At 71.4% G+C, this 22,976-nt stretch carries 16 protein-coding genes; 3 read left to right on the top strand and 13 right to left on the bottom strand.

The genetic code is table 11. The features are described from left to right. Nucleotides 1-74: 74 nt before the first annotated feature. The 12 genes from O0S08_RS15410 to O0S08_RS15465 all read right to left on the bottom strand — a co-directional run bounded on the left by O0S08_RS15410 (nucleotide 75) and on the right by O0S08_RS15465 (nucleotide 13,468). Complete coding sequence (locus O0S08_RS15410; protein ID WP_269039903.1) at nucleotides 75-2,753, bottom strand: VIT and vWA domain-containing protein; 2,679 nt, start codon at nucleotides 2,751-2,753, stop codon at nucleotides 75-77. Between the two features lie 144 nt (nucleotides 2,754-2,897). After that, nucleotides 2,898-3,329, bottom strand: a complete 432-nt coding sequence (locus O0S08_RS15415) for a hypothetical protein (RefSeq protein ID WP_269039904.1) — start codon at nucleotides 3,327-3,329, stop codon at nucleotides 2,898-2,900. A gap of 74 nt (nucleotides 3,330-3,403) precedes the next feature. Then, nucleotides 3,404-5,296 (bottom strand): hybrid sensor histidine kinase/response regulator, encoded by a 1,893-nt coding sequence (locus O0S08_RS15420; RefSeq protein ID WP_269039905.1) that lies wholly within the window; start codon nucleotides 5,294-5,296, stop codon nucleotides 3,404-3,406. Between the two features lie 337 nt (nucleotides 5,297-5,633). Next, nucleotides 5,634-7,433, bottom strand: coding sequence for a Na(+)/H(+) antiporter subunit D (locus O0S08_RS15425; RefSeq protein WP_269039906.1), 1,800 nt, complete (start codon nucleotides 7,431-7,433; stop codon nucleotides 5,634-5,636). Beyond that, nucleotides 7,426-7,671: a hypothetical protein gene (locus O0S08_RS15430; RefSeq protein WP_269039907.1), complete on the bottom strand. Its 246-nt coding sequence runs from the start codon at nucleotides 7,669-7,671 to the stop codon at nucleotides 7,426-7,428. The genes O0S08_RS15425 and O0S08_RS15430 overlap by 8 nt, the downstream gene beginning before the upstream one ends. Beyond that, a complete protein-coding gene (locus O0S08_RS15435) occupies nucleotides 7,668-9,245 on the bottom strand; it encodes a monovalent cation/H+ antiporter subunit D family protein (RefSeq protein ID WP_269039908.1) in 1,578 nt (525 codons plus the stop codon). Before O0S08_RS15435 ends, O0S08_RS15430 begins: the two co-directional genes overlap by 4 nt. After that, nucleotides 9,242-10,762, bottom strand: coding sequence for a monovalent cation/H+ antiporter subunit D family protein (locus O0S08_RS15440; protein WP_269039909.1), 1,521 nt, complete (start codon nucleotides 10,760-10,762; stop codon nucleotides 9,242-9,244). The genes O0S08_RS15435 and O0S08_RS15440 overlap by 4 nt, the downstream gene beginning before the upstream one ends. Further along, a complete protein-coding gene (locus O0S08_RS15445; RefSeq protein WP_269039910.1) occupies nucleotides 10,755-11,213 on the bottom strand; it encodes a cation:proton antiporter subunit C in 459 nt (152 codons plus the stop codon). Before O0S08_RS15445 ends, O0S08_RS15440 begins: the two co-directional genes overlap by 8 nt. Continuing rightward, nucleotides 11,210-12,418, bottom strand: coding sequence for a Na(+)/H(+) antiporter subunit B (locus O0S08_RS15450; RefSeq protein ID WP_269039911.1), 1,209 nt, complete (start codon nucleotides 12,416-12,418; stop codon nucleotides 11,210-11,212). The genes O0S08_RS15445 and O0S08_RS15450 overlap by 4 nt, the downstream gene beginning before the upstream one ends. Then, nucleotides 12,415-12,726 (bottom strand): monovalent cation/H(+) antiporter subunit G, encoded by a 312-nt coding sequence (gene mnhG, locus O0S08_RS15455; protein WP_269039912.1) that lies wholly within the window; start codon nucleotides 12,724-12,726, stop codon nucleotides 12,415-12,417. The genes O0S08_RS15450 and mnhG overlap by 4 nt, the downstream gene beginning before the upstream one ends. 2 nt (nucleotides 12,727-12,728) lie before the next feature. Then, the gene (locus tag O0S08_RS15460) at nucleotides 12,729-12,992 is read right to left on the bottom strand and encodes an MrpF/PhaF family protein (RefSeq protein ID WP_267708687.1); all 264 of its coding nucleotides are present in this window, start codon (nucleotides 12,990-12,992) and stop codon (nucleotides 12,729-12,731) included. Beyond that, nucleotides 12,992-13,468, bottom strand: a complete 477-nt coding sequence (locus tag O0S08_RS15465; RefSeq protein ID WP_269039913.1) for a Na+/H+ antiporter subunit E — start codon at nucleotides 13,466-13,468, stop codon at nucleotides 12,992-12,994. Before O0S08_RS15465 ends, O0S08_RS15460 begins: the two co-directional genes overlap by 1 nt. 251 nt (nucleotides 13,469-13,719) lie before the next feature. On the opposite strand from O0S08_RS15465, the gene O0S08_RS15470 reads away from it, so the two are divergent. The 3 genes from O0S08_RS15470 to O0S08_RS15480 are packed head-to-tail and all read left to right on the top strand — an operon-like array spanning nucleotide 13,720 to nucleotide 19,770. Further along, complete coding sequence (locus O0S08_RS15470; RefSeq protein WP_269039914.1) at nucleotides 13,720-16,302, top strand: endonuclease MutS2; 2,583 nt, start codon at nucleotides 13,720-13,722, stop codon at nucleotides 16,300-16,302. Nucleotides 16,303-16,334: 32 nt separating this feature from the next. After that, nucleotides 16,335-18,989, top strand: a complete 2,655-nt coding sequence (sppA, locus tag O0S08_RS15475; protein WP_269039915.1) for a signal peptide peptidase SppA — start codon at nucleotides 16,335-16,337, stop codon at nucleotides 18,987-18,989. A gap of 58 nt (nucleotides 18,990-19,047) precedes the next feature. Beyond that, the gene (locus O0S08_RS15480) at nucleotides 19,048-19,770 is read left to right on the top strand and encodes a TerB family tellurite resistance protein (protein ID WP_269039916.1); all 723 of its coding nucleotides are present in this window, start codon (nucleotides 19,048-19,050) and stop codon (nucleotides 19,768-19,770) included. 115 nt (nucleotides 19,771-19,885) lie between these two features. Here O0S08_RS15480 and O0S08_RS15485 read toward each other — a convergent pair whose 3' ends face one another. Next, nucleotides 19,886-22,816 carry a M16 family metallopeptidase gene (locus O0S08_RS15485; protein ID WP_269039917.1) on the bottom strand — a complete coding sequence of 977 codons (2,931 nt, stop codon included), beginning with the start codon at nucleotides 22,814-22,816 and terminating at the stop codon, nucleotides 19,886-19,888. Nucleotides 22,817-22,976 lie beyond the last annotated feature (160 nt).

Consider the following 22,976-nt stretch of genomic DNA (forward strand, 5'->3'; position numbering starts at 1 on the left):
CTGCGGCGCGCGAGTCGGCGGGTGTTCGAGAGAACCATCGGACATGGTCGAGCGACCATGTCCGATAGTGCACGTCAGAACCGCATCCACACGCCGAGGTCGATCTCGACGGTGGTGCCCGGGGTGACCGCGCCCTGGACCCGCGGGTAGACGCGCTGGCGCAGGCAGGCGGTGAGGGCCGGGCTGAGCGCCCCGCGCCCCTTCACCTCCATGCGCGCGAGGCCGCCGGTGGCGGTGAGGTGGACGACGAGCACGAGCTTGCGGTGGACGCGGTAGGTGGTGCTGCCGGCGTCGAGGAAGCACTGGGCGAGCGGCTCGGCCTCCGCGCGCAGGAGGGCGCGCAGGCGGTCGCTCTCGGCCTCGCTGGCCCCGCGGACGGCGCCGATCCGGGCGCGCGCGTGCGTCTCGACGGCGACGAAGCCGCGGCCCGGGTGGCCCAGGGGGTCGGAGAGGAGGGGCGCGGCCGGGCGGGCGAAGTTCGGGGCTTGCGTGTGCTGGCCGTCGACGACGAAGCGCGGCTCGGCGCCGGTGCTGCCGCCGAGACGGATGGCGGCGGCGTCGCGGCTCGCGGTGGGCGACAGGTCGACGACCGCGGTGAAGTCGCGCGAGGTGCCGCCGACCGGGATGTTGCGGGCCTGGTCCAGGCGGATCTTCGTCACCTGGGCCGCGTCCGGGACGACGCGGCCGCCGTCCATGCCGGCGATCGCCTCGACCGGCTGGACGACCTCGACGGCGAGGCCGTCGATGCGGCGTGAGCGGTCGACTGCGACCAGGCTGGTGTAGGCGGTGACGAGGTGGTGCTGCAGGCCGAGCTGCAGGATGCCGCGACGTGCCTGTTGCTCGACGTCGGTCGAGGTGGTGGTCGCGCGGGTGAGGTCGAGCGCGCCGATCTGCTCGCGGGCCCACAGGCGCGCGAGCGTGCGGCTCGACTCGGCGCTGGCGACGACCTCGATCGGGAAGGTGACGGAGCGCTCGCCGGCGCGGGCGCGCAGGCGCAGCTCGGCCGGCGCGGCGCCGGTGTAGCGGCCGTGGACGACCAGGGGGTGGCTGGCCAAAAGGTCAGGTGGCAGCGAGACCGAGAGGTCGCGCGGCGCGAGGGTGCCCCAGTCGACGGTGACGTCGGTGAGCACGGGGGCGTCGATGATCCGCTCGAGCTGCTGGCCGGCCCGCGTCAGGTCGGCGGAGTGACGCACGTGCATGGAGGCGCCGTCGCCCGCTCTGGCCACGGCGCCGATCAGGTGGCTGTTCGGCGCCTCGCCGATGCCGACGCCGAACACCCGCGCGCGGCGCCCGTCGGCGCGCTGACGCTCGAGGAGCTGGCGGGCGGCGCGGGCGATCTCGTCCTCCTCGCCGATGTAGCCGTCGGTCATGAGGAAGACGTAGCGGTGTCGGCCGGCCTCGACCGGGCTGTCGAGCGCGGCGCTGACCCCCGAGAGCATCTCGGTGCCGCCGCCGGCGCCGAGGCCGTCGATGAAGTCGCCGGCCTGGCGGAGGTTGTCGGCGTTGGCGGGGCGCGGCTCGCCGAACAGCCGCGCGGTGCCGCCGGCGAAGGTGATGACGTCGAAGGTGTCGACCGGGCGGGCGCGGGCGAGGGCCTCGCGCATGGCGGCCTTGGCGAGGGCGAGCGGGGCGCCGTTCATCGAGCCGGACACGTCGACGACGAACAGGAGCTCGCGGCGGCCGACCGCCTGGTCGACGTCGAGGCGCGGCGGATCGACGACGAGGAGGAAGTGGCCGCCCGCGCCGTCACCTGGCCCGAGGAACAGCTTGGCGGTCGGCTGGGCGGCGGCGCTGCGGTAGCGGAGGACGAAGTCGCGGTTGGGGATCTCGTCGCGGCGGGCGAGGGCGAGGTGGAGACGGCCGTCGGCGGCGTGGGCGTCGACTGCGTGCGCGGGCGCGGCCCAGGCGGTGATCGGGGTCGCGGCCTCGGCGACGACCGCGATCGAGAGGTCGTGGCCGGTGCGCACGCCGTGGCCGAGGATCGGCGGGGAGATCCGCGAGGCGTCGGGGACGCGGGTGGTGTCGCTGCTGGTGCCGGCGCCGAGGTCGTTGCGCGCGAGCGGGGGGCCCGGGAGGTAGCGCGGACCGACGACCGTGGGGAACACGAACTCGTACTCGCCGGCGTCGTAGCTGAGGGTCTGCAGGTAGCGCAGCTCGACCTCGACGGCCTCGCCGGGCGGGATGTTGGCGAGCGACTGGGTGAAGACGTTGGGCCGCTCCTGCTCGAGCAGCGCCGCGGTGTGGCCGGCGTCGCGCGCCGCGAGGTACTCGGCCTGCGCTTGGCCGCGCTCGCGGATCTCGGCCTCGATCGTGCGGGCGCCGACGATCATCCGCATGTCGGTGACGGCGCTGTTCTCGGGCAAGGGGAAGGTGTAGATGGCGTCGAGCGCGGCGGCGTTGTCGTTGACGAAGCGCTGGCGGACGACGACCTCGGCGACGGGGCCCCGCAGGTGCGCCCGCACGTCGGTATGACGCAGCGGCAAGGCGACGCCGGCGTGCAGGAGCTGCGGGAGCGCGCCGGGATCGGTGTAGACGACGTCGCGCACCGCGTCGGGGTCGTCGGAGGTGATGGACGCCGGCGGCTCGCGCGGGACCTCGGCGCTGCGCACCGGGGCCTCGGCGCTGGGCACCGGGACCTCGACGTTCTGCCAGTCGGGCTCGGGCAAGAGCTCGGGGTACTCGACCGTGGTCGGGGTGTGACTGCAAGCGAGGAGGATGCCGAGACCGAACAGCGCGGACAGCCGGATCGTCATGATCCCGGGTGTAGCGCGTGGCGCCGGTGCGCGGCTCCGACTGCGATCGGACGATGGACGGGCGGTGGGACTCGGCGGTCTTGGAATGTCTATAAGGACATGTCTTTGAGAGCATGCCCTTTTAGACATTGCCGAATGTTTCGCTCACCAGAGGTGCCGCAAGACGTAGGCGGTGTTGCGCCCGTCGATCGTGTAGGGGAGCGCGCCCGGGCCGTCACCGAGCACCAGCGGCGGGCGGAGGAAGGGGGGCGGCCGCTCTTCGAGGCGGAAGCAGCCGCGGCGCTTGGTGAAGGCGGATAGCGGGTGATGGACGATGTCGTAGACCGAGACGTCGGGCGGACCGGGCTCGTACAGGGCGGTGCTCCCGCGCGACCCGGGAGCGCACGCGAGGAGGACCGACGGCGCGAGCCACAGGAGCTGGTGGACGGCGGCCGGCGAGGTGGACGGGTCGAGCTGGACGACGACCGGGCAGGCGGGTCTCGCTCCGCGGCCTGTCACCTGCCCCAGGCGCTCGTCGGGCGGCCGGGGCGCGGAGGACGGCGCGCAGGCGACCCAGGGCAAGAGCCACCGCAACATCGACCTCAGTGTGGTTCGCGCCGCGCGGGCGAGGTCCGGGCGGCGATCGGACCTCTGCGGCGCGCCACCAGCCGTCAGCCGGAGGACTTGGCGTGCACCAGCTCGTGGAGCATCTGCAGCAGCGCGTCGAGGTCGGGCGGCTTGCCGAGGTGGCGATCGAAGCCGGCTTCCCTGGCTCGCTGGCGATCCGCGGGCGAGGCGTAGCCGGTGAGCGCGACCAGCCGCGTCGAGCTCTGGGCCGGGTCGGCGCGGATGGCCCGCGCCACCTCGTAGCCGTCCATCCCCGGCAGGCCGATGTCGCAGACGACCACGTCGGGCCGGAGCGCTCGCACCTTGGCGAGCCCCTCGGGCCCCGAGTGAGCCAGGCAGACCTCGTGGTCGCCGAGCTCGAGGGCGTCCTTCAGGGTCTCGGCGGCGTCGAGGTTGTCCTCGATGACGAGGATCCGCCCCTGGGAGGCGTGGTTCGCCGGGTGACTTGTCGGCGCGTCGCTCGCCGGCGGCGCGATCGCGGGGAGGCGCACCGTGAACTCGGAGCCGCTGTCGGTCCCTTCGCTCGCGGCCCGGACGTCGCCGCCGTGCAGCTCGACCAGGCCCCGCACCAGCGCGAGGCCGAGGCCGAGGCCGCCGCGGCTGCGATCGAGGGTGGTGTCGGCCTGCATGAAGGGGTTGAAGAGGCGGGGCAGCATGTCGGGCTCGATGCCGATCCCGTTGTCGCGGATGTGGACGAGCACGTCGGCCTCGCGGGCCTCGACCGTTGCTCTGGCCCAGCCGCCGGGACCGGTGAACTTGGCCGCGTTCTGCAGCAGGTTGCCGACGATCTGCGACAGACGCGTGGGATCGCCGTCGACCCATGCGGGCCGGTCGGCGGGGACGAGCTCGAGCGAGACGCCGTTGCGCTCGAACACCGAGCGATGATCCTCGACGGTGCGGCGGACCAGCTCGTTCATCTCCACCGCCGTGCGCCGCAGCTGGATCTTCCGCCGGGAGATCCGGGTGACGTCGAGCAGGTCGTCGATGAGCCGCGTCATGTGCTCGATCTGCCGCTCGATCACTTGCTCGGCGCGGCGGGCTCGCTCGCTCCCCGGGGCCGCGCGCGAGAGGATGTAGAGGCTGTTCTTGATCGGCGCCAGCGGGTTGCGCAGCTCGTGCGAGAGCATGGCGAGGAAGTCGTCCTTGCGGCGGTCGGCTTCCTGCAGGGCCTCGGCGAGGGCGCGGTGGCGTTCCTCGCTGGCGCGCAGGGCCGCCTCGGTGCGCTTGGCGTCGTGGATGTCGGTCGAGGTGCCGTACCAGCGGACGATCCGGCCGGCCTCGTCGCGCACGGCCAGCGCGCGGCCGAGGAACCACCGATACTCGCCCGTGGTCGGGAACTTGAAGCGGTACTCGACCTGGTAGGGCTGGCCGGTGCGGACCGACTCGTACCAGACGTCGACGCAGCGCTGGCGATCGTCGGGGTGGAGGACGAGCAGCCAGTTGGCGTCGTCGACGTGCCCCTCGGGGACGCTGGTGAGCTCGTACCAGCGGCGGTTGTACCAATAGACGCTGCCGTCGGGCTGGCACGCCCAGACGATCTGGGGCATCGAGTCGGCGAGCTGCTGGAACTTCACCTCGCTCGCGCGCAGCGCCTCGAGCGTCATGCGGGTCTCGGAGGCCCGGCGCTCGGCCTCCTCGGCGGCGCGGGCGGCGGCGATCCGCGCCTCGACGTCACGCGCCCGGCCCGCGCGCAGCGAGCCGGACACGATGCTGATCACCGAGCCCGCGGCCAGGAACGCGACGAGCTGCAGGGCCTCTTCGCGGCCGGGGTCGCCGTCCGCGGCCAGCATCCACGCGGCGAGGCCCGTGGTCACCAGCGCGGTCGAGACCAGGGCGGGTGCGGCGCCCGTGACCTGCGCGGACAGGGACAGCACCGCGAGCGGCACGGAGAAGAAGATGCCGCCGAGCGGGCCGGCCAGCGCGAGGGCGAGGAGCACGGCCGCGGCTGCGGCGCTGATGGAGAGCGGCCAGCGGCTCGCGGGCTCGAGCCTCGCGCGCGCCGGCTGTTTCTCGCTGGGGGAACGGTCGCTGGTCGTCATCCCGACCTCGCGTCGACGACACAGGGTAATGCCACCCGCGGCGTCGTGCCGGTTTCCCCGGGGAGCGCCGAGTCAAGGCCGTGTCCGGGGAGCGAGCGGCCTCGACAGGGTCGACGTCGGCGCGAGCGGAGCGGCGAGATTCGGCGGATGTCCGAAAGGACAGGTCCGGGCCGAGCGCCGAGGCGTCGAGCTGCGGAGGTCGACGGCGCGGCGCAGCGAGCGGCGCGCCGGCGGCTCAAGCGGCGATGTAGCCGAGCACGAGGTAGACGAACAGGAAGCCGGTGATCACGACCATGGCGCCGCCGAGGCCCCACTCCTTGAACATGCGGGCCTCCTGCGGGGGCGAGTAGACGGTGTCCTTGGCCATCTGCGGCAGCTGGCCGAACAGGTAGTCGAAGAACTCGCGGAAGGCGAGGACGACGGGGCGCAGGAGGTGCTTCCACGTCCCGGGGAACAGCCGGCGGTAGAACCAGTCGGCGTCGAGGGTGATCGTGAGCGTGCGCTTCAGGACCGGTAGCAGGACGAAGAACGCCAGGCCCGAGAACAGCAGCAGCTGCAGCTGGTTGATGACGTGCGGGACGGTGTAGGGCGCGTAGAGGGTCTCGCCGGCGGCCGCGGGGAACGGGAGGATGGCGTAGAGCGGGCCGTAGAGGCCGGGGACGCCGAGGAGGATGCAGACCGCGGCGAAGAAGATCATCGCCGCGCGCATGTTCCACGGCGGGTCGGGCGGGCGCAGGCCCGAGTCCTTCTGGAAGAACACGAACCACGGGAACTTGATGCCGGCGTGCAGGAACACGCCCGCCGAGGCCGCGGTCAGCGTGAACCACGCGAGCGCGAGGTGCTGGTCGGCGGCGGCCTGGTTGATCATCGACTTGGTGACGAAGCCCGAGGTCAGCGGGAACGACGAGATCGCCAAAGCGCCGATGATGCCGCAGGTCATGGTGACCGGCATCGAGTGGTAGAGGCCGCCGAGGTCGGTGCACTTGCGCTTGCCGGTCATGTAGAGGACCGAGCCGGCCGACATCAGCAGCAGCGCCTTGTAGACGATGTGGGCGAAGGCGTGGGCGGCGGCGCCGTTGAGCGCCATGGCGGTGCCGATGCCGATCCCGCAGACCATGAACCCGACCTGGTTGACGATCGAGTAGGCGAGGATCCGCCGCATGTCGTTCTCGAGGATGGCATAAACGATGCCGTAGACCGCCATCAACAGGCCGACGTAGACCAGCAGCTGGGTGCCGGCGAACAGCAGCATCAGCACGTAGACTGCCGTCTTGGTGGTGAAGGCCGAGAGGAACACGGTGCCGCTCTCGGACGCCTCCGGGTAGGCGTCGGCCAGCCACGAGCCGAGCGGCGGGGCGGCGGCGTTGACGAGGATGCCGAGCAGGATCAGCCAGGCCGCGGCGTCACCTGTCCCGAGAGACAGCCCCTCGAAGCCGGCCGCGCCGAAGAAGTAGTGGTGCAGCGCCAGCGGGTCGGCCACGCCTGATGCTTGCAGCGCGAACACCTTGGCGAGGATGCCGGCCATCAGCAGCACGCCGCCGACGAAGTGGACCAGGGCGTAGCGGTAGCCGGCGCGCCCGGCCTCCTTGGTGCCGGCGCTCCAGATCACGGTGGTGGAGCCGATCGCCATCAGCTCCCAGAACAGGAACAGGCTGAGGATGTCGCCGGCGAAGGTGACGCAGATGGCCGAGCCGGCGTAGACGAAGGCGGCCGGCAGCTCGACGCGCCAGCGCCGGCCGCGTTCGCTGTCGAGGCCGGTGATCGGGTGGGCGAACAGGGCGCCGGCGAAGGCCATCACCGCGAAGATGGTGGCGAACACCTTGGTGGGCGGGTTGAAGGCCAGGACCGTGAGGTCGTACTGGCCCATGAACGGCATGGTGACGGTGAGGTCGTCGGGGATCGCCCAGATCGCCGCCAGAGTCAGCAGCGGCAGCAGCAGCGCGACGGCCGGGCCGAGCCCGCGGAGGAGCGGGAGCACGAGGCCGCCGAGGACCAGGATGATGCCCGGAGGAGGCAGGCCGACGGCTTCAGTCATCGTAGAAGGTGTCCTTCCGCTTCAAAACGAGGCCGATCACGAACTTCGACACCAGGACCATGACGGCGCACACGCCGAAGCCGTACCAGGAGTAGAAGCCGAACGTGCCGTCGACGCCGAAGTGCGCGTGGTGGTGCGGGTCCTTCATGACCCAAAAGTCAGCCAGCACCAGCAGCGCCAGCACGACCAGGGAGATGGTCCACAGCTTGCGAATGGTCCGAGGATCTTCGAGGCTCATGGCAGGCCGCTCCGGAGCTGGGTCGCCAGACCGATGGCGAGGTCGCTGTAGAAGAAGAACGCGATGGTGGCCGCGGCCGTGCACGACAGGGCGACGACGATCGGCCACGGGGCCTCGCCGTGGTCGTGGGCGTCGTGGCCGTGGTGGTCGGCGTGGTCGCCGAAGTCGCCGTCGGCCGAGGACTGGTGCGGCTCGCGGTGGTGCTTCGCCTCGGCGACGAAGAAGGCGCGGTAGACGATCGGCAGGAAGTAGGCGGCGTTGAGCAGGGTCGAGAGGATGACGACGATCAGGACGAACGGAGCGTCGGTCTCCCAGGTGGCCTGCAGCAGGTACCACTTGCTGACGAAGCCGGCGGTCGGCGGCAGGCCGATCATCGACAGCGAGCCGATGGTGAACGCGGCCATGGTGATCGGCATGCGCCGGCCGATGCCGTCGAGCTGGCTGATCTCGGTCTTGTGCGCCGCCGTGTAGATCGAGCCGGCGGCGAAGAACAGGGTGATCTTGCCGAACGCGTGGGCGGCGATGTGCAGGGCGGCGGCGGTGATCGACAGCGGCGACAGCAGGGCGGCGGCGATGATGACGTAGCTCAGCTGGCTGACCGTCGAGTAGGCCAGCCGCCGCTTGAGGTTGTCCTGGAACAGGGCGATGCAGGAGGCGATCAGGATGGTCGCGCCGGCGATGTAGATCAGCCACTCGCCCGCGCCGTAGCGGACCAGCACGGCCGGGCCGAACACGTAGACGATGACCTTGAGGACGGTGAAGACGCCGGCCTTCACGACCGCCACCGCGTGCAGCAGCGCCGACACCGGGGTCGGCGCGACCATGGCGGCCGGCAGCCAGCGGTGCACCGGCATCAAGGCCGCCTTGCCGATCCCGTACATGTACAGGACGAACAGGATGCCCAGAGTGGGCGCGGTCAGGCTGCCGTCGGCCAGCGCGCGCTTGAACACGCCGCCTGGCCGGAAGGTCATGTCGCCGCCGGTGAACACGTAGGTGCCGATGATGCCGGCCAGCAGGAAGCACACCGAGGTGACGACGAGGATCCCGAGGTAGGTGCGGGCCGAGCGGATGGCCTCGGCGGAGCCCTTGTGGGCCACCAGCGGGTAGGTGGTCAGCGTCAGCGCCTCGTAGAAGACGAACAGGGTGAACAGGTTGCCGGCGAAGGCGAGGCCCATGACGCTGGCGATCGCCAGGGCGAAGCACACGTAGAACCGGGTCTGGTTCTTCTCGTGGTTGCCGCGCATGTAGCCGATCGAGTAGATCGAGTTGAGGATCCACAGGCTGCTGGCGATCAGCGCGAACAGCATGCCGAGCGGCTCGACCTTGAGCTCGAGCCAGATGCCGGGCAGGACCTCGGCGATCTTGATCGCCGGAGCCCTGGCGAAGCTGGCCCAAAAGTCATCTGCGAGCACCGTCGGGGCGATGCCGGCGACCACCCACAGCAGGGTGCCGGCGGTCAGCAGGGTGACGAGCTCGCGCAGGTTGGGCCAGCGGCCCGCGAGCGAGATCAGCAGGGCGCCGAGCAGCGGGATGTAGACCGCCAGCAGCGGCGGGCTCACGTCGAGGTGGATCATGGGGCCCCTCCGAGCAGGCTCTTGGCGGCGCGCATGCTGATCTCGCCGGTGAAGGTGGCGGACACGCCGAAGTACACGCTGGCGCCGATGAGGATCCACATCGGCGCGACCATCGACAGCGGCGCCTCGGTGACGAGGGCGCTGTCACCCTCGGGCTCCTGGAAGTAGGCGGCCTCGACCACGCGCCAGGTGTAGGCGACGGCCAGCAGCGAGCCGACCAGGACGACCGCGGCGACCGGCCACATGTGCGGCGCCTCGAGGGCGCCCTGCACGAGGTACCACTTCGAGATGAAGCCGGCCGTCAGCGGGAAGCCGACCAGGCCGAGGCCGCCGGCCACGAACGCGGCCATGGTCAGCGGCATGCGCTTGCCGAGGCCGCGGACGGCCCGCAGGTCGCAGCGGCCGAGGCGGTACATGATCGCGCCGGCGGCCATGAACATGCCGCCCTTCATCATCGCGTGGTTGAAGATGTGGATGACCGAGCCGGCGACGCCGTGGACGTTGGCGAGCGCGAAGCCGGCGACGATGTAGCCGAGCTGGCCGACCGAGGAGTAGGCCAGCATGCGCTTGAGGTTGGTCTGGCGCACGGCGGTGACGCCGGTGACGAGGATGCCGGCGCACGCGGCGACGCTGAGGACCACGTTCGCCGGCATGGCCACGAACGAGAAGCCGACGCCGAAGATCGTGAACAGGAAGCGGAAGGCCATGTAGATGCCGACCTTCGTCGCCGTGGCCGACAGCAGGGCGCTGACGGCCGAGGGCGCGTAGGTGTAGGCCTTGGGCAGCCACATGTGCAGCGGGAACAGGGCCATCTTCAGGCCGAGGCCGCACAGCAGGAACGCGAAGGCGACCAGGACGGTGCGGTTGTGGACCGCGTCCGGCAGGGCCGCGAGGCGGTCGTGCATGTCCTCCATGTTGAGGGTGCCGGTGACCATCATCAGGTAACCGATGCCCAGGAGGATGAAGCTGGCGCCGACCGAGCCGAGGATCAGGTACCGCAGGCTGGCCGTGAGGGCCTGGCGGTTCATGTCCTTGCCCATGGCGATCAGCGCGTACACGGTCAGCGAGCTGATCTCGAGCAGGACGTAGACGTTGAAGGCGTCGCCGGTGACCGTGATGCCCAGGAGGCCGCACACCGCGAGGACCCACACCGCGTAGAAGAAGTTGTGGCGGTCCTGCGGGATCTCCTTCTCCACGCTCTTCTGGGCGTACAGCGTGGTGACGAACGCGACGCCGGCGACCGTGAGCAGGATGAAGGCGTTGAGCGCGTCGACGCGGTACTCGATGCCCCACTGGCGCGGCCAGTTGCCGAGCTCGTAGGAGATGAAACCTGTCTTTGCGGCCAGGACCTGCTGCATCAGCAGGACGGTGAAGTAGAACACCAGGCCGGTGATGAGGGTGGCCCACGCCCACGGGCCCTTGCCGCGGCCCATGGCGATCGTCAGGATCCCGCCGATCAGCGGGGTGGTGACGACGAGGACGGGGAGGTTGGGGACGATCTCGAACGCATCAAGCATGGTGATGCCCCTCCAGCTTGTGCTCGACGTCGTCGGCGGCGTCGACGACCTGGCCGCGCTGATAGTCGGCGCGCTTGTCGGCCTGGTCCATCGCCTCGATCTCGTCGTATTCGATGGTGCCGTAGGTGCGCTTGATGTTGATGATGAGCGCCAGCGCCACCGCGAGCACGCTGACGCTGACGACGATCGCCGTCAGGATCAGGACGTGCGGCAGCGGGTTGTCGTAGGGGCCCTCGTACTTCTGCGCCCCGTCGAGGATGGTGGTCCACACCGGCGCGGTGCCGCCGTCGATCACCGCCATCGAGATGTAGTAGAGGAAGATCCCCGTCTGGAACAGGCCCAGCGCGATCGCCTGCTTGATCAGGTTGGGCTTGGCGATCACGCCGTACAGCCCGATCATCATCAACAGGACGTAGATCCAGTAGTTGTAGATCCCGAGGGCACCGGTCACGTGGAGCGCTCCTCCGCGAGCTGATTGAAGATCGTGAGCATGACCATGCTGACGGTGATGCCGACGCCGTACTCGACGAGGGTCATCCCCAGCGACTCGCCGTCGCCCGGGAGAGCCGGGTTGAGCATCGAGTAGTCGAGGAACTTGCCGCCCAGCAGCATGCAGACCGCGCCCGTGCCGCTGTAGATCAGCACGCCCACGCCGGTGAGCATGTCGCTGACCGGCGGCGGGACCACGCGGTAGAGCGCGGCGCGGCCGAAGATGAGGGCGTAGAGGATGAACGCGGTCGCCAGCACCACGCCGCCCTGGAAGCCGCCGCCGGGGCCGAGCTCGCCGTGGGTGATGACGTAGAAGCCGAAGAGCAGGATGAAGGGGATCGACAGCTTGGCGACGACGCGGAGGATGACCTGGTCGCTCATCACTGCGCCGGGCTGCAGGTAGCCCTCGCGCCGCGGCCGACGCAGCAGGAGGATCAGGCTGACGCCGGCGGTGAAGATCACCGTGGTCTCGAACATGGTGTCGTAGCCGCGGTAGGCCGCGAGCAGCGAGGTGACCGAGTTCGGGACGTGGCCGTTGAAGTCGTCAGGCGGGTGGAGGTGATGGCCCGGCTCGGCGTGCGGCTCGTGGGCGGCGCGCACCTGCGGGACGATCAGGCCCTCGGTCTGCAGGATCGACCTCTCGCGCCAGGCGGTGTCCTTCGGGTCGTCCGGGATCGGGCCGGTGACCCGGCCGTCGAACCGCCGGTAGCGCTCGACGTCGAAGCCCTCGGGCGGCTTCTGCTTGCCGGGCGTGCCGTTCACGAAGCCGACGGTCTGGGCCATCATCTCCGGCACGCGGTAGTGATGGATCGGCGCCGCCGGGTCGCCGAAGCGCGGCATGTCGAGGGTGCCGTAGATCAGGGCGGCGCCGGTCAGGGCGGTGAAGATCAGGGCGGGGACGTGGAGCCGCTTCTTGATCGGCTTCTCCTCGCGGCCGACGTGGACCAGCGTGCCGATCAGGAGGATCGTGCTGATGCCGCCGCCGACGGCCGCCTCGGTGAACGAGACGTCCATCGAGTGCATGTTGACCCACACCAGCGCCATCAGGAGGCTGTAGATGCCGGTGAGGATCGAGGAGGCGTAGAGGCTGCGGACCTCGATGATCGCCACCGCGGTGGCGGTGACGAGGAGGAGGAGGAGGGTGTCGATGAGGACGACGGCGTTCACTGCCGGCCTCCTCGCGTCCACGGGGCCAGGCCGTCGAGGTGCGCGGCCTTGGTGATGGCGAAGGTGGCCGTGGGCGCGACGATCAGGAGGATGAAGGCGACCAGCATCAGCTTGACCTGCGTCAGCAGGTCGGGCGTGACGAACACGAGGCCCAACAGGATGAGCACCTGCGCCAGCGAGTCGGTCTTGCCGGCCGCGTGCAGGCGGGCGTAGAAGTCGGGGAACTTGAGGACGCCGTAGGAGCCGGAGAAGTTGATGACGCAGCCGAGCGCGAGCAGGACGGTACAGACGACTTCGTTCCAGTGCATGGCTAGTCGAGCCGACCTTTCTCGATGTACTTGAGGATCGCGATCGTGGTGATGAAGGTGATCAGCGCGTAGATGATCGCCATGTCGATGAACTCGGTCCGGCCGCTGATGTAACCGAGCAGGGTGACGAACACGATCGTCTTGGTCCCGATCGCGTTGGTGGCGAGGATCGTGTCGTAGACGGTGGGCCCGGCCAGCGCGCGGTAGAGCAGCATGAAGGCGCCGACGATCAGGACGACGGCGGTGATCAGGTAGATCGTGGACATCAACCGCCCTCCAGGCGCTTGCAGTGGCGCTCCATGTCACCCTCGATGAGGCCGTCCTCGCCTTCCTTCGTCAGCGAGTGGATAAGCATCTCGGTCTCGGTGACCTGCATGGTCACGGTGCCCGGGGTGAGCGTGATCGAGTTGGCGTAGGTGACGGTGACGAAGCCGGCGCGGGTGCTGTAGGGGATCCGCGTGAGGCGTGGATCGATGGGCATGTCGGCGGCCCAGATCCGCTTCAGCACGTCCCAGTTGGCGAGGAAGACCTGCCAGATGATGTAGGGGACGTAGAGCAGAAGCGCGCCGTAGTAGCGCGCGGGGGCGCCCTCGTCGTCGACCAGCCCCATCCGGCTCGCCATCCACAACACGAAGGCGATGCAGACGACGCCGCAGACGATCAGGAAGTTGTTGTGGAACTGTCCGGAGAGCAGCGCCCAGTAACCGGCCAGGAGGATGACAAGCGATAAGGCGCGCATCATCGGGTAACGTACCCTATCTCGTTTGCGCCATGCGTGCCTAGTCGAAAATTCGCTGCAGGCAAACCGTGACGCGGGCGACAGATCGCCGCGGCCGCGCGGCGGGCGGCGGGCGATTTCAGGCGCGACGTGTTCGCAAGCGACGCGCGCACGGAAGTCCCCGGCCGGGGAACGGGGCATAATCCGCGGCCGTGAACGGCCGGGACAATTCGCGATCCACTAAGACGAGCAAGAGCTCGCCGAACAGCCGCTCGGTGCTCGTGCACCTCGGCTGGCCGCTGCTCTGCGAGCGCCTCGCCGAACACCTGCGCACGCCGATGGCCCACGCGCTGCTGGAGGCCGAGGTCGCGGCGGAGCTGACCCAGAAGGCGTACGAGGCCGACGCGGCGCCGGTGCTGCGGCGGACGTCGGTGCCGGGCCAGGTGCGAACGCTGCTCGCCGAGCAGGACGGGCTGCAGGCGCTCCTGGCAGTGCAGGCGTCCCTGGCCCGCGAGTCAGGCGCGCCAGGGAATCTGGCGGACGCGCTGGGGGCTTTGACCGACATCTCCGACGCCGTCGTGCGCGCCAGCCGCGGGGTGATGCTGCTGCCGGCGGAACTGCTCGCAGCCCTGCGCCAATTGCAGGCGGTGAAGCTGTGCGTGGATCTGCACGCGCTGGTCGCGGCGGAGCGAGGCTATGCGAGCGATCCCGGGGTGCTCACTCTGGCGACACGGATCGGGGAGCTCCACCCCCAGCGAGATCTGGCGACTGCGCTCGGCCGCTCGATCGCCCCCGACGGCCCCGACGGCGAGCCGTGGGTGGTCGACGGCGCGAGCCCTGGCCTGCAGAAGGCCCGCCAGCGCGTGCGCGAGCTGAAGGCGTCGCTTATGAAGGCGGCGGGTCGCCTGGTCAAACAGACAGGTGTGGCGGAGGTGCTGCAGGACTCGTACTACACCGAGCGCGAGGGCCGGATCGTGCTGCCGGTCCGCGCCGACGCGTTCAACCGCCGCGGCTCGCTGACCGGCATCATCCACGACAGCAGCGCGACCGGGCAGACGCTGTTCGTCGAGCCTTCCGAGCTGATCGAGGAGAACAACTCGCTGCGCGCGGCGCAGATGCAAGCGGCGGCCGAGGAGCGGCGGGTGCTCGAGCAGCTGAGCCGCAGCGTCGGCCAGGCGGCGGCTCAGCTGCGCAGCAATCAAGGGCAGCTGATCGCGATCGATGCGATCCACGCGCGGCTGCGCTTCGCCGACGCGTACCACGGGGTGGCGCCCGAGGTCGGGGCGGCGCGCGCCAGTGAAGAAGAAGCGGCGATGGAGCGCTTCGAGCTGGTCGCCGCGCGCCACCCGTTGATGGTGCTGTCCGGGGTCGAGGTGGTGCCGAACGACATCGTGCTCGAGGTCGGCTCGGCGCTGGTGATCAGCGGGCCGAACGCGGGCGGCAAGACGGTGGCCCTGAAGACGCTGGGCCTGTGCACGTTGATGGCGCAGGCCGGCTTGCGCCTGCCGACGCGGCGACCGGCCCGGGTGCCGCTGGTGGGCGCGATCGTGACGGACGTCGGCGACGACCAGTCGATCTCGGCCAACCTCAGCACCTTCTCGGCGCACATGCAGCACGTGTGCGCGGCGCTGGCGGCGGCGCAGGTCGAGCCCACTCTGGTGCTGCTCGACGAGATCGCGGTCGGCACCGATCCGGAGCAGGGCGCGGCGCTGGCCGAGGCGATCCTGCTGGCGCTGACGGAGGCCGGGGCGACGGTGGTGACGACGACGCACTACGAGCGGCTGAAGCTGCTGGCGCAGCGGTTCCCCGGGCGCTTCGTCAACGCGTCGGTGGGCTTCGACCTCGAGAAGTTGATGCCGACGTTCCGCCTGCTGATCGGGGTGCCGGGGCCGTCGAGCGCGCTGACGGTGGCGCGTCGCCTGGGGCTGCCGGCGCCGGTGCTGGAGGTGGCGCAGGGGCTGCTCGACGAGGGGCGGCTGCGCGTCGACCAGCTGCTGCAGGAAGTGGTGGCGGAGCGCGACAAGCTGATCACTGCCCGGCAGGCGGTCGACCGCGAGCGGGCCGAGCTGCGCCGGCGCAATCAAGAGGTGGCGAAGCGCGAGGCTGCCGCGCTCGAGCAGGCGAAGAGCCGCAAGCAGAAGGCGTACGACGCGGCGTCGGCGGAGCTGCGGGCGCTGCACGCGGAGGTGGCCGAGCTGCGCAAGGCGGTGCGGAAGGCGGAGAAGGAGGGCAAGATCGACGCGGCGCTGGGGGCGGCCAAGGAGGGGCTGCAGTCCGGCCGCGAGCAGCTGGCGGAGCGCCGCGAGCCGGCGGCGAAGGCCCCGGGCGAGCCGCCGGTGCAGCTCAGCCCGGGCGACCGGGTGATGGTGGTGTCGCTCGGCAAGGAGGGCGAGGTGCTGGCGGTGAAGGGCGAGCGCGCGGTGGTGCAGGTCGAGGCGCTGCGGACGACCGTGCCGCTGACGGAGCTGCGCTCGCTGCGGGCGCCGGCGCGCACGCGCGCGAAGGTGAAGCCGAACGTGACGGCGCCGATCCACCGCTGGGAGGTGCCGGAGGCGCTGCCGTCGACGGCGGGGCAGCACTTCGGCGAGTCGGCGAGCGCGATCGAGGTGGGGATCGACAACAGCGTGGATGTCCGCGGGGCGCGGGCCGACGACGCGCTGCGGGCGATCGACCGCTTCCTCGACGAGGCGATGCAGAAGGACCGCGAGGTGGTGGTGGTGATCCACGGGCACGGCACGGGGGCGCTGCGCAAGGCGGTGCGCGAGTTCCTGGCCGAGCAGCCGTTCATCCGCCGGACCCGCCCGGGCATGCAGGCCGAGGGCGGCGAGGGCGTGACCGTGGTATGGGTTCAGCCGTGATGGCTGCTCGCCCCCGGTCGACCTGGTCGCCAGTGATTGCCCTGCTGGCGGTCGGCCTGGCGGCGACTGCCGAGGCGGCGCCGCCGGAGCCGGCGCCGTTCGGCGAGGGCGAGGGCCGTTCGCTGCTGCGCGACATCGACATGCCGCAGAGCCACGTGGCCGGCGAGGCCGACGCGGCGGCGGTGGCGGTCAATCCGGCGGCGATGGGCTTCCTGCGCGGGTTCAGCGGGGTGCTGGCCGGCAATTACACGCGCGCGGCGTCGCAGCGGCGCGGGGGAGGGTTCGGGGTGTTCGTGGCGGTGCCGCTGCAGCTCAAGCTGTTCGGGCAGAAGCTGGCCGACACCTTCCTGTCCCTCGGGGCAGGTTATCAGCGGCTGTGCCCGTTCGGCTGCGGGCGCCTGCCGAGCCAGGACTTCGTCGAGTGGTACCGCGACGACTGGTACCCGGCCGACCTCGACTACAACAAGTTGACGCTGGCGGCCGCGGTGCCGCTGATGCGCTGGGCCCCGGGGCTGTCGCTCGGCATCAGCTACGCGCGCACGTGGTCGGAGCACAACCTGTACGCGCAGCGGCTGCACCAGGCCGAGCTGTCGCTGGCGTACCACCCGAGCCGGGTGGTGGCGCTGGGGCTGGTGGCGCGGGCCATCAACACGCCGCGCGCGGGCCAGGACCTGCGGATCCCCGAGCCGCCGCGGCCGGCGCTCCTCGATCGCCGCCAGCCCTTCGAGCTCGACGCCGAGGTCGCGGTGCGGCCGATCAAGGGCTCGCGCTCGCTCGAGCTCGGGCTCGGGGCGCGCATCGTGCCGCTGCCCAACTCCGACCCGCGGTTCCACACCCCGGTGGTCTCGCCGCGCGGGCGGATCGCGGCGGGCGGCAAGAGCTGGCGGCTGTTCGGCGAGGTCGAGCGCTACTTCGTCAACACGATCGGCCAGCGCGAGGCGACCAATGCGGTGCGGGCGATGGTCGGGCTCGAGCTCGACTTTACCCACTTCGGCGTGGCGGCGGCGCCGGTGCTCGGGCCCAGCGGCGCCGAGGGCTACGGGGCGCAGGGCGGGGCGTTCAAGCTGCGCGCGTCGGCCGAGCGCTACGCGACGGTGGCCCAGCCGCCGCTCGAGGCGCTGCGCTTCGACGTCGACAAGTACGGCGGCGACCGCGGGGCGGGCCGGCTGATCGACGCGCTCGACAAGGTCTCGGAGCTGCGAGGCGCTCGCGCAGTGGTGGCGCTCGAGGTCGACGGCTCGAACAACGGCTGGGGCGAGATCGAGGAGATCCGCGAGGCCATGCTGCGGGTGCGGGCGCGCGGCGGGAAGGTGGTGGTGTACCTGCGCGGCGCGGGGCTCAAGGACTACTTCCTGGCGACCGCGGCGGACCGGGTGATTCTCCACCCGGGGGCGCGGCTGTCGATCGTCGGCATGCGCTCGGAGATTTTCTACTACGCCGAGCTGCTCGGGCGCCTCGGGGCCAAGGCCGAGTTCGTGCGCGCGTACGAGTACAAGTCGCGGCCGGAGCAGTGGGAGCGCAGCGGGCCGACGCCGGAGTCGGACGCGCAGCGGCGGCTGCTGCTGACCGACATCTGGAACCACGTGGTGCGGACGGTGGCGCAGGGCCGCAAGACGACGCCGGAGCAGGTGGTGAAGTGGATCGACACCGCGCCGCACACGGCCGAGCAGGCGCTACGGGCGGGGATGATCGACGCGGTCGGCTACGCCGACGAGCTCGAGGGCGAGCTCGAGAAGTGGCTGAAGCGCAAGGTGTCGCTGGAGGCCCCGAGCCGGCTGCCGGTGCATGACATGTCCTTTGGGCCAGGTCCGGCGATCGCGGTGGTCCACGTCGAGGGCACCATCAGCGACGGCGCGAGCCTGACCGTGCCGATCGTCGGCAGCGTGCTGGCCGGCGGCGACACTCTGGTGCGGGCGATCGATCGGCTGCGCGAGGACCGTCGGGTCAAGGCGGTGGTGGTCCGCATCGACAGCCCGGGCGGGTCGGTGGCGGCGTCGGACGACATGGCGCGGGCGCTCGAGCGGGTGGCCAAGCTCAAGCCGGTCGTGATCTCGATGGGCGACGTGGCGGCGTCCGGCGGCTACTACGTGGCGACCGCGGGCAGCTACATCTTCGCCGACGCGACCACCAAGACGGGCAGCATCGGGGTGTTCCGGCCCAAGGTCGACGTCTCGGGCGTGCTCGAGAAGTTCGGGGTCAAGGTCGAGTCGGTCGACTACGGGGCCCGCGCGGGGCTCTACACGTGGTTCAAGCCGTACAGCGAGGACGAGCGGGCGGCCGCCCAGGCGGGGGTCGACGCGAGTTATCAGGAGTTCACGGCGAGGGTGGCGAAGGCGCGCAAGCTGACCGCGGAGCAGGTCGACGCGCTCGCGCGCGGACGCGTGTGGAGCGGAGTGCGGGCGCGCGAGCTCGGCCTCGTCGACGCCTACGGCGGGTTGCGCGAGGCCATCGTCTACGCCCGTGAACAGGCGAAAATGAGGCCCGGCGAGGGCGAAGTGCGCCACGTCCCAGCGCCGCCGACTCTCGGCGACCAGATCAGCGCGCTGTTCGGGCTGAAGCTGCCGTCTCCGCTGGGCCTGGGGGAGTCGGGGCTGGTGTGGGTGTTGCGCCGGTTGCCCCCGAGCCTGTGGCTGGCCGAACGCCCGACCGAGCTGGCCCTGGCCGAGGAGACGCTCGTGGTCGAGTAGGCCGGCCGCCGCCCCGGTCGATCTGTTGTACCCTTCCGGGAGGCGAAAGAGAGGCAAGGTGGCGCTCACTTCCGAGCAAGAATGGATTTTGGTGGGCTGCGGGCTCATCGCCCACGCCGACGAGATCCTCGACATCGGCGAGTGGGACGAAGTGTTGCGCTACGTCGGCTCGGCGCTCAGCGAGCAGGACCAGATGATCTGGATGGAGATCCTGTCGCGCCAGGAGCAGCTCGAGCGCCGCTTCAACGACCTGCCGCCGCTGACCGACGAGGACAAGCAGGAGGACGTCCTGCGCCGCTGCTGGCAGATGGCCCTGGCCGACGGCACCGGCTCCGACGTCGAGGCGACCGTCCACGATCGCATCGCCCGCCGCCTCGGCGTCGACCTCGACGCCGTGGCGCGCCTGCGCGAGACCTGGACGCAACAGGCCCACCTCCGCGCGGAGCTGACCGTCGGCCTGGCGGCCATGTTCGTCAACCTCGACGGCCACCTCGACTTCCACGAGGCGATCCACTTCGACAACCTGCTCGAGCGCCTGCCGATCCCGGTCGGTCGCCGCGTCGAGCTGTCCGAGCTGCTGCACAAGCCGCCGAACATGGACTCGCTGGTCGAGCGCCTCTTGACCCTCGACCTCGGCGAGCGCGTGAAGGCGCTGCACTCGCTGGTGCCGATCCTCCGCGCCAGCCGCCGCGGCGGCCGCGAGCGCGAGCTGTACTTCGAGCTGTCCCGCCGGGTGCTCGGCTCGCAGACCGAGGTCGAGCAGCTGCTCGGCAACAGCTGAGAGCTCGGAGGCGCGACGAGGGGCATGTCCGCAGGGGCATGCCCCTCGATGCATGTGCGCTTCAGGGCATGCCCGAGCGGACATGTCGAAGAAGCCATGTCCGTTCGGACATGTCCTAGCGAGCGTACGGGAGCAGGGCGGCCGGGGTGACGACGTGGACCTCGCCGAGGGCGCGCAGGCGGTCGAGGTCGACGCGGCGGCGGTCGCCGAGGACGCTGATGATCGGGACCGCGCCGGCGAACTCGGTCAGGTAGGCCTGCAGGGCCTCGAGCTCGACGGTGCGGATCGTCTGCGCGGCGCCGAGGCGGGGGTCGCCGGGGTGGCCCAGGTCGAGCCACGACTGGACCCATCCGGGGCGCGAGCGCGGGGAGATCCGCTCGCTGGCGTACTCGCGCAGGAGGGCGAGGCGGGCCACCGCGACGCGGTCGGGGGCGAGCTCGGTGCGGCGCAGCAGGTCGAGCATCAGGCCGAGCGCGCCGCCGGCCTTGTCGCACTGGGTGCCGAGGCTGCCGATCAGGGCCGCGTCGTCGCCGACGCGGTCGCCGAGGTCGAGGTGCGCGCCGGCGTGGTAGGCGAGCCCGCGGGCCTCGCGGATCTCCTGGAACGCCATGCCGCTCATGTCGCCGCCGAGCACGTGTCCGAGCAGCTCGGCGCGCGGGCGTTCGCCGGCGGGCTGCGGCGGGCGCGGGAGGACGATGTCGATGCGGGCCTGGGCGACGTCCTTGTGGAGGAAGAAGATCGTCGGCGCGGTGACGCTGCGGTAGCGCAGGGCCGGCGGCGGCTCGACCGGCTTGCCCTCGCCCAGCGCCAGGGCGGCGGCGGCGACCTCGGCGGTGCGCGGGCCGAAGTACAGGGTGACGTGGGCGGCGTCGCGGAGGGCCCGCAGCTCGGCGACGAGCTCGGGGCCCCTGGCGCGCTTCAGCTGCTTGTCGCTCGGGCGGGTGAGCTCCGGCGAGGCGTCGCCGAAAGCGGCGTAGTCGCGCAAGGCGACCGCGAGGTCGTCGGGGTCGTCCTCCTCGTCGCGCCGGCCGCTGAGGGTGTTGGCGACCAGGTCGGCGAGGACCGCGTCGGTGAACACGGGGTCGGTGAGCCAGGCGTCGAGCAGCGCGAGGCTGGCGTCCATGTTGCGGTCGATGCCGGTGACCGTGATCTCGGTGCGGTCGGCGGCGACGTCGACGTCGATCTCGGTGCCGAGGGCGTAGAGGCGGCGCTGCAGCGCGGCGGCGTTCAGCGCCTGCTCGCCGTCCTTGACGCCGCTGCGGGCCAGCAGGTCGGCGGCGTGGCCGAGCAGCGGGCGGCGGCGGGTGCCGAGGTCGTAGCGGAGGACCAGGTTGAACAGCTCGCTGCGGTGGTTGCGGGCGGCGATGAGTGGCCCACAGGACATGTCCGAACGGACATAGTCGTGACCGGGCCGCAGGAGCTCGGCCGGCGGATCCTCGACGGGGCGGGCCAGGACCTCGGCGGCGTAGTGGCTCTGGCGCGTGGGGTCGATGGCGACCGGGGTGATCTGCGGCTTCGCGATCTCCGGCGGGGCGAAGCGGCCGCGGCGGCGCAGGACGACCACGACGTCGTCGGCGAAGTAGGTGCGGGCGACGCGGGCGAGGTCGGCCGGGGTGAGCGCGCGCAGGGCGGCGAGCCGGCGGGCGTGCTCGGGCCACGGGCGACCGCTGGTGTAGGCCTCGAGCATCTGCTCGACGCGGCGTTCGCCGTTCTCGAGGTCGTTCTGCTCGTCGATGCTGGCGTGGAGGACCGCGGCGTCGAGGTCGTCCTGGCCGATGGCGCCGTCCTTCGCGGCAGTGAGGACCTCACGCAGGAGCCGCTCGACCTCGGCCAGCGACTGGCCGTCGCGGGCGACGCCGGTGAGCGCGAGGTAGCCGCCCTCGTTCATCAGCGCGCCGTAGACCTCGGCCTCGGGCAGCCGCTGCGGCAGCACCAGGCGCGAAGCCACGAGGCCGCCGACGTCGTCGCCGAGCACCCGCTCGAGCGCGCGCAGGGCCGGCTCGTCGGGGTGTCCGATGGGTACTGTCCGAAAGGCCAGGGTGACCGACTGCTCGCCGTCGGCCAGGAGCTCGCGGACGACCCGGCCGCGCGGGCCGGCGAGGTCGCCGGGCGACGGCGGTGCGAGCGGCGCGGGCTGCCAGCCGGCGAAGGCCCGCTCGAGCGCCGGCAGGACGGTGGCGTCGACGTCGCCGGCGAGCAGGATGGCGGCGTTGTTGGGCAGGTAGTTGCGGCGGTGGTAGGCGACCATCTCGCCGTAGGCCGGGGTCTTGAGGTGCTCGGCGCTGCCGATGGTCGGCTGGGTGCCGTACGGGTGGCCGGGGAACAGCGCCAGGCGCATGGCCTCGTCGAGGCGATCGTCGGGCGCGTCGAGGCTCATGTTCTTCTCCTCGTAGACGGCCTCGAGCTCGGGGTAGAACAGGCGGAAGACCGGCTGGCGCAGCCGCTCGGCCTCGAGCTCGGCCCAGATGGCGAGCCGCCCTGACGGCACGTCCGCGTTGTAGACGGTCATGTCGTCGCTGGTGAAGGCGTTGAGGTCGGTGACGCCGAGCTGGGCGTAGAGGCGATCGACCTCGTTGGGGATCGCCAGCGCGGCGCAGGCCTGGGTGGCGCGATCGATTTCGGCGAGGATCTCGGCGCGCGCGGCAGGGTCGGCGGTGGCGGCCAGGCGAGCGTAGAGCTCGGCGATGGCGGCGACGTGCGGCGCCTCGGCCTCGCCGTCGAGGGTGCCGAGCCGCGCGGTGCCCTTGAACATCATGTGCTCGAGGTAGTGCGCGAGGCCGGTCGAGTGCGGCGGGTCGTGGCGGCTGCCGGCGCGGAAGGCGATCCACGCGGTGACCCGCGGTGCGGCGCGGTCGGTGCTGATGTAGACGGTGAGGCCGTTGCTCAGGCGGTGGATGGTGACGCCGAGCGGGTCGTCCGCCAGCGGCGTGGGCAGCAGCTCGGGCAGCCCGGAGCCGGCGAGGATCGCGGCGCGCTCCGGGTCGACGGCAGGGGCGGGCGCGGGCGCGGGGGCGGGGACGGGCGCGGGAGGTGTCTGTTCGAGCATGTTCGAAGGGGCAGGTGCGGCACGAGGCGGCGGGGCGGTCGACGCGTTGCAGGCGAGGAGGCAGAGGGCCAGGCTTGCGAGGCGCGTGCTCATGCGGCGGGTGCAGTGTGCGTCAGTGGCCGCGGGCGCGCCAGACGAAGGCAGTTGCGCGCGAGGGCGG

The organism is Nannocystis punicea, from assembly GCF_026965555.1.
Classification (GTDB): domain Bacteria; phylum Myxococcota_A; class Polyangia; order Nannocystales; family Nannocystaceae; genus Nannocystis; species Nannocystis punicea.

Coding starts and splice junctions, on each gene's coding strand:
- O0S08_RS15410 (WP_269039903.1), bottom strand. CDS start 2,753: ATGACGATCCGGCTGTCCGCGCTGTTCGGTCTCGGCATCCTCCTCGCT.
- O0S08_RS15415 (WP_269039904.1), bottom strand. CDS start 3,329: ATGTTGCGGTGGCTCTTGCCCTGGGTCGCCTGCGCGCCGTCCTCCGCG.
- O0S08_RS15425 (WP_269039906.1), bottom strand. CDS start 7,433: ATGACTGAAGCCGTCGGCCTGCCTCCTCCGGGCATCATCCTGGTCCTC.
- O0S08_RS15430 (WP_269039907.1), bottom strand. CDS start 7,671: ATGAGCCTCGAAGATCCTCGGACCATTCGCAAGCTGTGGACCATCTCC.
- O0S08_RS15435 (WP_269039908.1), bottom strand. CDS start 9,245: ATGATCCACCTCGACGTGAGCCCGCCGCTGCTGGCGGTCTACATCCCG.
- O0S08_RS15440 (WP_269039909.1), bottom strand. CDS start 10,762: ATGCTTGATGCGTTCGAGATCGTCCCCAACCTCCCCGTCCTCGTCGTC.
- mnhG (WP_269039912.1), bottom strand. CDS start 12,726: ATGCACTGGAACGAAGTCGTCTGTACCGTCCTGCTCGCGCTCGGCTGC.
- O0S08_RS15460 (WP_267708687.1), bottom strand. CDS start 12,992: ATGTCCACGATCTACCTGATCACCGCCGTCGTCCTGATCGTCGGCGCC.
- O0S08_RS15465 (WP_269039913.1), bottom strand. CDS start 13,468: ATGATGCGCGCCTTATCGCTTGTCATCCTCCTGGCCGGTTACTGGGCG.
- O0S08_RS15485 (WP_269039917.1), bottom strand. CDS start 22,816: ATGCTCGAACAGACACCTCCCGCGCCCGTCCCCGCCCCCGCGCCCGCG.